Genomic DNA, 8,516 nt, shown 5'->3' with positions numbered 1-8,516 from the left:
CATCTGACTCTCCTTGTTGTGCGTGCTTGAGGACCTGGCGCAACGCCGGCGCGCGCGAGCCGGCACGGTTGGCGCGGCGCGCGTCGGGTCGCGCTGTGTCGCACGCGTTCTCAGGCGGGCAACGCGCGCCGCCGGCGCGCGATCCGGAACACGCGATGCGCGTGCGAATGATCGTCAGGCACGGCGAGCGCCACCGCGTCACCGACGATCGAACAGACCGATGACGAACGAGAAACAGGCACGATGTTTCCTCCGTATCGGACAGCGCGATGCGGCGGGCGTCGCATCGATGGACGTTCACGACGGGCAACGCTGCCAGCAGCCGAAACGTCCATTTCGGTCGATGCGCATGGCGGGACGAAAACGCGCCGCCGCCGGACGTGCTGAAGACCTGAATCGGACAACCCGGCGCCGGCTCGAAGCAGGCGCGTTTCCGGCGAATTCAACGAAAAATGTCGATCAAAAAGCGAAACGATTCTTTCCATTGAATTTGATCCATGTATATCCCAGCCGCGTATGATAGCGATGATTTAAGACATTTGCAGTTAACCCGAAATTTATTTTTAAAACGACATCGCCCGATAACCGGAAATCGGTATTATTATCAACGCACGAATAAATCAACATTCGTTTACCACGAACTTTGGTAATAATCGGCCGAGCGACGCTTACCACGAATTTTCATCCGGGAGCGCCATTCGAGTGAGGAATTGTCGGATTTCACCAGCCCTCTGCTCATCGAGCTGGCTTCAAGGCATATCTTCCGGACGTTATTTCGATTCACTCAACAATCGATTCAATATGCTCGACGGCAAAGCATAGTTTCCGCCCCAATCCCACGGCTGCTGGCCTCCGAGACCGGCGTTGCAAAAACACCCACAAAGGGCGAAGCCATTTCCCGTCATAAAATTTCCATATTAAATCAGTCGGAATTCGTCAATTCCACCGCTTGTCTCCCGATAGATAAATTGTTACGCTTTCGACCGAAATATACGACGCATCATCAATCAACCGTGAACTGCGGTCGGGTTTATTTAAAAAATCGAAACATGAAGATTAATATTCACGTGAAATCATCTTTTATCGATCGCCGCGGCTAGCGCTTCGCCGCACGCGATTCCGTCGAATTTCCCGATCCGCTTGTCGACAGAACAGGCCGACGGCCAATTGCAGCAATCTCCCGACGGTTTTTCGATTTCCTTTTAGACGCCCGTGGTGATGCGCGGCCGCGCATTGCCGGACGCATCGTTCTTTTTCAATCCTGCCCGACCCGAGCGCAACGCTTCCCGAGCGTCGCGCCTGCATCGATTGCCACACCAGTCTCAACGCGTCATTTGTCGTCTTTCCAATCTTCAAAACAATGCCGAAAAATTGGAGCACACCATGAGTCACGACTTCCGAGACGAACCCGCGCCGCGTCGCGCCTTCCTGGCCGACATGGCAAAACTCGCGGCGGCCGGCATCGTCACCGGCTGGACACCGCTCTACCAGATCGCGGCACACGCGCGGACGGCCGGCGACACGCCGCCCGGCTTTCCGGCCGACATCCCGCTTTACAAGCAGGCGTTCCAGAACTGGAGCGGCGAGATCGCCGTGCAGGACGTATGGACCGCCGCGCCGCGCTCCGCCGACGACGTCGTCGCGACCGTCAACTGGGCGCGCGCGAACGGCTACCGGATACGCCCGCGCGGCTACATGCACAACTGGTCGCCGCTGACGCTGGACCCGGGCGCCGGCGCCGCGAACCTCGTGCTGCTCGATACGACGAAGTCGCTGACGGCCGTCTCCGTCGACACGTCCGCACGTCCGGCGCGCGTCACCGCCCAAACGGGCGTCTCGCTGGAGTCGTTGCTCGCGACGCTCGAGCCATATGGCCTCGGCGTGATTGCCGCGCCGGCACCGGGCGACATCACGCTCGGCGGCGCGCTCGCGATCGATGCACACGGCACCGCCGTGCCGGCGGCCGGTGAAACCTTGCAGCCGGGCCATACCTGGGGCTCGCTGAGCAATCTCGTGGTCGCGCTCACCGCGGTCGTGTTCGATCCGGCCCTGCAGCAATACGTGCTGCGCCGGTTCGAGCGCGGCGATCCCGAGATCAGCGCGTTCCTCGCGCACATCGGGCGGGCGTTCGTCGTCGAAGTCACGCTGACGGCCGGCCCGAACCAGCGGCTGCGCTGCCAGAGCTACGTCGATATTCCGGCCTCCGAACTGTTTGCGCCGGCCGGCTCGACGGGCCGCACGATCGCGTCGTTTCTCGATCGCTCGGGCCGGGTGGAAGCCATCTGGTTCCCGTTCACGACCAAGCCGTGGCTCAAGGTCTGGACGCCGACGCCCAGCAAGCCGTTCCTGTCGCGCGCCGTCACGCAGCCGTACAACTACCCGTTCTCCGATTCGATCTCGCAGACCATCTCGGATCTCGTCAAGCGGATCGTGATCGGTGGCGAAGGCGCGTTGACGCCGCTGTTCGGCCAGACGCAGCTCGCCATCACGACGGCCGGCCTCGCGCTCACGCTCAGCGGGGACATCTGGGGCTGGTCGCGCACCGTGCTGCAGTACATCCGGCCGACGACGCTGCGCGTCACCGCGAACGGCTACGCGGTGCTGGCGCGGCGCGCCGACGTGCAGCGCGTGATCAGCGAATTCGTGCAGTTCTATCAGAACCGTGTCGATACGTACAAGGCGCGCAACGAGTACCCGATGAACGGTCCCGTCGAGATCCGCGTCACCGGTCTCGACAAAGCGGCCGATGCCGGCGCGGGCGCGGCCGTGCCCGCGTTGTCCGCGCTCAAGCCGCGCCCCGACCGGCCGGAATGGGATACCGCCGTGTGGTTCGACATCCTGACGTTGCCGGGCACGCCGGCCGCCGATCGCTTCTATCGCGAGATCGAGCAATGGATGCTCGCGAACTACACCGGCTCGTATGCGACGGTGCGCCCCGAATGGTCGAAGGGCTGGGCCTATACCGACACGGCCGCCTGGCAGGACGCCACGATGCTCACCACCACGATTCCGAACCTGCATCGTGAAGGCCAGCCGCCGTCCAGCAGCTGGGATACGGCGCGCGCGACCCTCGAACGCTACGACCCGCACCGGATCTTCCGGTCGCCGCTGCTCGACCGGATGATGCCGTAGCGATCCCGGCGGAAGCCGGCTGCCATGGCCGCCACGGAACGGATGACGATGCGCGAACCGTGCAGGTTCGCCAGGTCATTCAGGACGTGGCGGCCGGCAGGCTGGAACCGTGGCGAGCGGCGGCACGGCTGAATTGACGACCCGGCAGGCTCGCCTGCGGGACGCCAGGCCGCGGCGGGAGCACGGCCTCGAAGCGCTCCGGCCCATGCACGACTGTCGAAGCGATTGCCGGATGCGGCGCGTGATTCGACGACAGCGCCGCGCAAAACCGCACCGGCCCCACTGCCGTCGGTCGATCGTCAAAAGGCGACCGCCTGCCGCCGGTCGCCCGCAGCCGGTCGCCCGCAGCCGGTCGCTCCCCGCCTTACGCCGCGGCCGCTTCTGCCCACGGCGGCCGGAAATCCAGCCCGAGATGCTGGCTGATCGCGGCGTCGAGCCGCTCCACCGCGTCCCGCTCGATACGCGTGATGCCCGGATGCCAGATGTCGACGAGCAGGCAAACCCGCGGCTCGTTGCTGTCGTTCCAGCTCTCATGCTCGAACGTATCGTCGAAAATGATCGCGCGCCCGTCCGGCCACTCGCGAATCTCGTCGCCGACGCGCAGCCGCGAGCCGCGCGGCACGATCAGCGGAAGCTGGCAGGTCAGCTTGAGATTCGTCGTGTCCGTATGCGGCGGAATCCGCGTCCCGCCCTGGATCACCGAAAAGATGAAGGCGCCGCTCGGGCTGAGGGAGTCCTGCACCTGCCGCATCAGCGCCGCGGTGCGCGGGCAGCGGCGGCAATTCTCCTCGACCTCGGGCTCGCCCTTGCGCCTGAAATAGAACGACCCCCAGTCGTTGCGCCGGATCGATTCGAACCGCCCTGCCACCTGCTCTTCGTACGGCAGCAGCATCGGCGTGGTCACCTGGGCGAGAAACTCCTCGCGCAGCACGTCGACCGACGCCTCGAGCGTCGACGTGAATGCCTCGAGCGCCGGATAATCGGACGCCTCGTACCACGGCTTGCCGTCCAGCCCCGGGAAATAGAACAGCAGCGGCCGCTGATGTTTCGGCAACGCGGGCAGCGGAACCCGCCCCGTGTTGATGTCGACGAACGCGATCACGCGTTCGAGCTCTGCTGTCCCGTACTGCGACACGAGCGCCTCCAGCGTCTCGTGAATCGCGATGCGCATCTCCTGTTTCAAAGTCGATCTCCTTGGCTATCGTGGGGTGACAAACAACAAAACTGCCGCTTCCGCATGACGCATCACACATGCATCGAAACGGTGCGCCCGGCCTACGCGCGCGCCGTCGTCTTCGCCTCCTCCATCGGGTCGGCGGCCCAGCCGCCGATCGACGCGCCGTACCCGGCCGCCGCCGCGACCAGCACGCCGACGCCGCACCACACCGCCTGCACGCCCCACTGGCTGACCAGGTAGCCGAGCAGGATCGACGCGATCATGCTGCCGAGCTGGAACACCAGCGAAAAGAACGAGACGGCGCGCGATCGCAACGCATCGGGCGTCCGGTGATGCAGCACCGCGTTGACCACCGCGCCGGCGATGCCGAGGAACAGCGCGACCCCGCTCAGCACGGCGCCGAACGCGACCACGTGATTCGCCCAGCGCGTCAGCACGAGGCTCGCGGCGAGCCCGGCGAACGGCAGCGACACGGCGAGCGCCGGCCGTGCGGCGCAATGCTTCATCACGCGATACGACACCCAACCGCCCGCGCCCTTGACGACCAGCATCAGCGTGAGGAACAGGCCGAACGCCCAGGTCGCGCCATGCATCGGCACGAGCGTCTTCAGCACCACCGGCCAGTAGCTCTCCAGCACCGACACGACGCCACCGAGCAGCATGCAGAGCAGGATCAGCGGCCGCACCGCGCCGCCGTGCCACGCGAAGCGCACCAGTTCGCGCAGATCGTCGCGCATCCTGCCGGCCGGCGCGGGCTCGGGCGGCGCCTGCTCCGCCTCGGCGAAAAACCACGACGTCAGGCCCAGCAGCACGATGAACAGGCCGCATGCGAGCGCCAGGCCGATCCGGTACGGGTTGTCGAACAGCCGGCTGCCGATCAGGTCCGGGAGCACGCCGCCGACCAGCGACATGCTCGCCAGCCCGAGCGCGGAGGCCAGCTCCGCGCGGCCGAGAAAATAAGGAATCCGGTTCGTCTCGCCGTGCTCGCGCAGCAGGCCGACATACCACGCGTCGACGGTGCCGGAACTCATCGCGCGCGCGACGCCGAAGCTCGCCGCGGCGAGGTACAGCACCGGCTTCTGGCTGAAGCACAGCATCAGCGCGCAGCCGATGCTGTTCATCAGCAGCGAGACGCGATAGGTCCGGATCCGGCCCACGCGGTCGGCCATCGCGCCGAACGGCAGTTCCAGCGCGATGGTCGACAGGCTGAACACCGCCGCGTAAAGCCCGATCTCGAACAGCGTGAAATGGCTGTGCAGCAGGAACAACGTGACGACCGGCAGCACGAGGCCGAAGGTGCCCCACAACGCCGCCTGCTGCAGGCAGTACCGCAGGTGGACGGTCATCGGCCGTCCTTGCCGCCGGACTCGAGCAGCAGGTACTCGCCGTCTTCCGAGCTGCCGGCGCCGATCTCGACGAAACCGCACGCGGCATAGAACGCCAGCGCCGGCACGTTGGCGCGCAGGCACTTGAGCCGGTAACGCGTGGCCGGCCAGCCCGGCAACGCGCGCAGCAGCGCCCGGCCGATGCCGCTCCGGTGGTGCGACCGGTGCACGTGCAGGTGATGGATGAAGTGGTCGGGCTCCCAGACCGACACGAAGCCGGCGAGTCGCCCGCGGTCGTCCTCGGCGACCCTCAGCCGCTCGCCTTCCGTCTGGGCCTCGAAATCGGCCAGCTGGAACGCGCCGGCCGGCTGCCAGACGAAGGTCTCGCGGCGCGAGCGCAGGAACAGTTCGCACAGGGCCGGCGTATCGGCGGCCACGGCGTCACGTACGATGATCTTCATGATGCGCTTACCTCGCGGCAGTCGTGGTTGCCGGGCCCGCACAGCCCGGCAGGCTCGCCATCACGTCGGCGACGAAACGTTCGGTATCCCAACTGTGGTCCACCGTCGCGCCCAGCCGCGTGATGACCGCGCGGCACGACGGCACGATCACCACCAGCTGGTGATTGAAGCCGTCCATCATCATCAGGTCCGCCGGCAGCGACGGAAACCGGCGCGCGCCGCCGACGCCGGCGTTCAGCCACAGATGCGCGCCGAGCCGGCCGTCGTGCCGCGCCGCCTGGGGCGTCGCCATGAAGCGCACCCAGTCCGGCTCGACGATGCGCGTGCCGCGCCACACGCCTTGCTGCAGGATCAACTGGCCGAGCTTCGACCAGTCCCGCGCCGACGCCAGCATGTAGCTGCCGCCGACCAGCGTGCCCGACGCGTCGGGCTCCATCATCGCGGTGCGGATGCCGAGCGGCTCGAACAGCCGCGCCCGCGCGAACGGCACGACGTCGAGCGGCCGCGGCGAGATCGCGCGCGCGACGATCTTCGCGACCAGCACGCTGCCGCCGCTCTGGTAGTCCACCTCGCGGCCGGGCGCGACCTTCAGCGGCCGGCTCGCGACGAAGCGCGCCATGTCGGTCGACTGGTACAGCATCTTCGTCGTGTCCGAGCCGGGCAGATAGCCTTCCTGGTAATCCAGCCCGCTCGTCCATTGCAGCAGGTTGCGCAACTGGATCGCCTGGCGCGGGTCGCCGGGTTGCGCCCAGTCGTCCAGCAGGTGATCCTGCGTGAGCGTCAGCTTGCCGTCGCGGGCCAGCACGCCCGCCAGCAACGCGGTGACGCTTTTCGTCATCGACCAGCCGAGCAACGGGGTGTCGGCCGTGACGCCCGGCGCGTACCGCTCGCCGACGAGCTTGCCGTCCTGCCGCACGACCACGGCCAGCGTGTTGCGCAGCGACGCGGGCGACGGCTCCGCCATCGCGCGATCCAGCACGGCGCTCAGCGCCGGCAGCGGATCGGCCGGCGCGACATCGTCGGCGTTGCCGTAGTGGTCGACGTAGCCGGCATCGGCCGCGGCAGGCGGCAGCGCGAGGCCGCGGCCCGCCGCGCGCAATGCGTCGATCGCGCCAGCCGGCGCGATCGTGCAGCCGAGGCCCGGCCGGTACAGCGCGACCGTCGAACGCAGCACGCCGAGCCCGGCGGCCTCGACGGTTTGTCGCGCACGGTCGATCCGGTACGTGACGAAGTTGAACAACGGATTGATCGGCTTGACTTCGCGCGCGAACAGCGCACGTGCATCGCCGTCGCCGCCGGCGAGCGCGCGCACGCACAGGTAATGCGACGCGTAGCCGGTGGCGGCGGGCAGCGCCCAATACAGCAGGCCCGCGACGATCACCAGCAACAGCACGGCCGTGGCGGCGAGCATCTTGAAGGCGGCAGCGACACGGGACGGATGACGATCCGGCATGGGAGTGGTTTCCTGGTTCGACGATTCGACGAGACGAGACGAGACGAGACGATGCGGGCGGCCGCGCGGCCGCCCGCGCTCAGAGGATGATTTCCTTCTTCAGGTACAGCCGCTCGGACTGGATGTCGTGCGCGTGACAGCGGGCGATCAGCTTGTCCGATTCGACGATCGGCAGCGACGTCGGCGCGTATTCGATGCTGGAGATGAACTTGAGCCAAGGCTCCGCGCCCATCGCATAGACGAACACCTGGCGCGGCGCGAAGCACTCGACCAGCGGCCACGCGCGCTCGCAGTCGGAGCCGTTCAACCGGCGGTTCTGGTCGAACTGGCGCCCGAGCGGCTCGTTCAGGAGCGCGCCGTACAGCCATGACATCGGCGCGCCTTCGCATTCCATGCCGATGAACAGCGTGCCGATCTGGCCAATGCGCCGCGCGATACGCTGGTACAGCTCCGGCTGCAGGTTGTTCGAGTCGGCCGCGAACAGCATGCTCTTGCCGTCCACCTTCAGCGCGAACGCCATCTTCGCGGCGATATGCAGATCGCCGTGCTCGCCGAGGAACGGCAGCGCCACGATCTCGCCGCCCGGCACGGGCACGCTGTCCAGCTCGCCGACCTCGACCACCCGCTCGAACCCGCACGCCTCGAGCGCGAGCCGGATCGACGGGTCCTGCAGGAACCCGCCATGGCTGCGCGGCACCACCAGCGTGCCGATCCGGTGCCGCAGCTGCAGCAGGCTCTCGAGCACGATGTGATCCTGGTGGTTGTGGGTGAGCAGCACGTAGTCGATGCGCTCGGGCAGATCCGCGAACGTGAACGGATCGTCGCCCTGGCCGAGCGGATAGCCGACGATCGGATCGGTCAGCAGCGAAAATTCCGCGGTTTCGACCAGCACCGTCGCATGGTTGAAGTAGCGCACCCGCACCGGCTGCCCCGCGCGCGCCGGCGCCGACGGCGGGCGCGGCGGCGGC

At 66.9% G+C, this 8,516-nt stretch carries 7 protein-coding genes; 2 read left to right on the top strand and 5 right to left on the bottom strand.

All coding sequences use genetic code 11. The annotated features are described in order from the left end of the window. Positions 1-220: 220 nt before the first annotated feature. Both G3N98_RS36840 and G3N98_RS36835 read left to right on the top strand, forming a co-directional pair. Positions 221-520: a hypothetical protein gene (locus G3N98_RS36840; protein ID WP_206150876.1), complete on the top strand. Its 300-nt coding sequence runs from the start codon at positions 221-223 to the stop codon at positions 518-520. 863 nt (positions 521-1,383) lie between these two features. Beyond that, positions 1,384-3,132, top strand: coding sequence for a cholesterol oxidase substrate-binding domain-containing protein (locus G3N98_RS36835; protein WP_206150875.1), 1,749 nt, complete (start codon positions 1,384-1,386; stop codon positions 3,130-3,132). Between the two features lie 364 nt (positions 3,133-3,496). Here the strand turns inward: G3N98_RS36835 and G3N98_RS36830 are convergent, their stop codons facing one another. The 5 genes from G3N98_RS36830 to G3N98_RS36810 all read right to left on the bottom strand — a co-directional run. After that, entirely contained in the window at positions 3,497-4,315 is an 819-nt protein-coding gene (locus G3N98_RS36830) for an aspartyl/asparaginyl beta-hydroxylase domain-containing protein (RefSeq protein WP_206150874.1), read from the bottom strand. Positions 4,316-4,407: 92 nt separating this feature from the next. After that, positions 4,408-5,655, bottom strand: a complete 1,248-nt coding sequence (locus tag G3N98_RS36825) for an MFS transporter (RefSeq protein WP_089498897.1) — start codon at positions 5,653-5,655, stop codon at positions 4,408-4,410. Further along, positions 5,652-6,095, bottom strand: a complete 444-nt coding sequence (locus G3N98_RS36820) for a GNAT family N-acetyltransferase (RefSeq protein ID WP_206150873.1) — start codon at positions 6,093-6,095, stop codon at positions 5,652-5,654. The genes G3N98_RS36825 and G3N98_RS36820 overlap by 4 nt, the downstream gene beginning before the upstream one ends. A gap of 7 nt (positions 6,096-6,102) precedes the next feature. Beyond that, a complete protein-coding gene (locus tag G3N98_RS36815; protein WP_206150872.1) occupies positions 6,103-7,548 on the bottom strand; it encodes a serine hydrolase in 1,446 nt (481 codons plus the stop codon). 79 nt (positions 7,549-7,627) lie between these two features. Continuing rightward, the coding region (locus tag G3N98_RS36810) for an MBL fold metallo-hydrolase (RefSeq protein WP_206150871.1) at positions 7,628-8,516 on the bottom strand (889 nt) is incomplete at its 5' end.

The organism is Burkholderia sp. Tr-20390, from assembly GCF_017104595.1.
Lineage (GTDB): Bacteria > Pseudomonadota > Gammaproteobacteria > Burkholderiales > Burkholderiaceae > Burkholderia.
Note: the sequence above shows the minus strand (reverse complement) of the source record. Positions and strands in the feature narration are given on the sequence as shown.

Bases quoted from the DNA above. Each gene is read 5' to 3' on its own strand.
- G3N98_RS36825 (WP_089498897.1), bottom strand. From the start codon at position 5,655: ATGACCGTCCACCTGCGGTACTGCCTGCAGCAGGCGGCGTTGTGGGGC.
- G3N98_RS36835 (WP_206150875.1), top strand. From the start codon at position 1,384: ATGAGTCACGACTTCCGAGACGAACCCGCGCCGCGTCGCGCCTTCCTG.
- G3N98_RS36840 (WP_206150876.1), top strand. From the start codon at position 221: ATGACGAACGAGAAACAGGCACGATGTTTCCTCCGTATCGGACAGCGC.
- G3N98_RS36815 (WP_206150872.1), bottom strand. From the start codon at position 7,548: ATGCCGGATCGTCATCCGTCCCGTGTCGCTGCCGCCTTCAAGATGCTC.
- G3N98_RS36820 (WP_206150873.1), bottom strand. From the start codon at position 6,095: ATGAAGATCATCGTACGTGACGCCGTGGCCGCCGATACGCCGGCCCTG.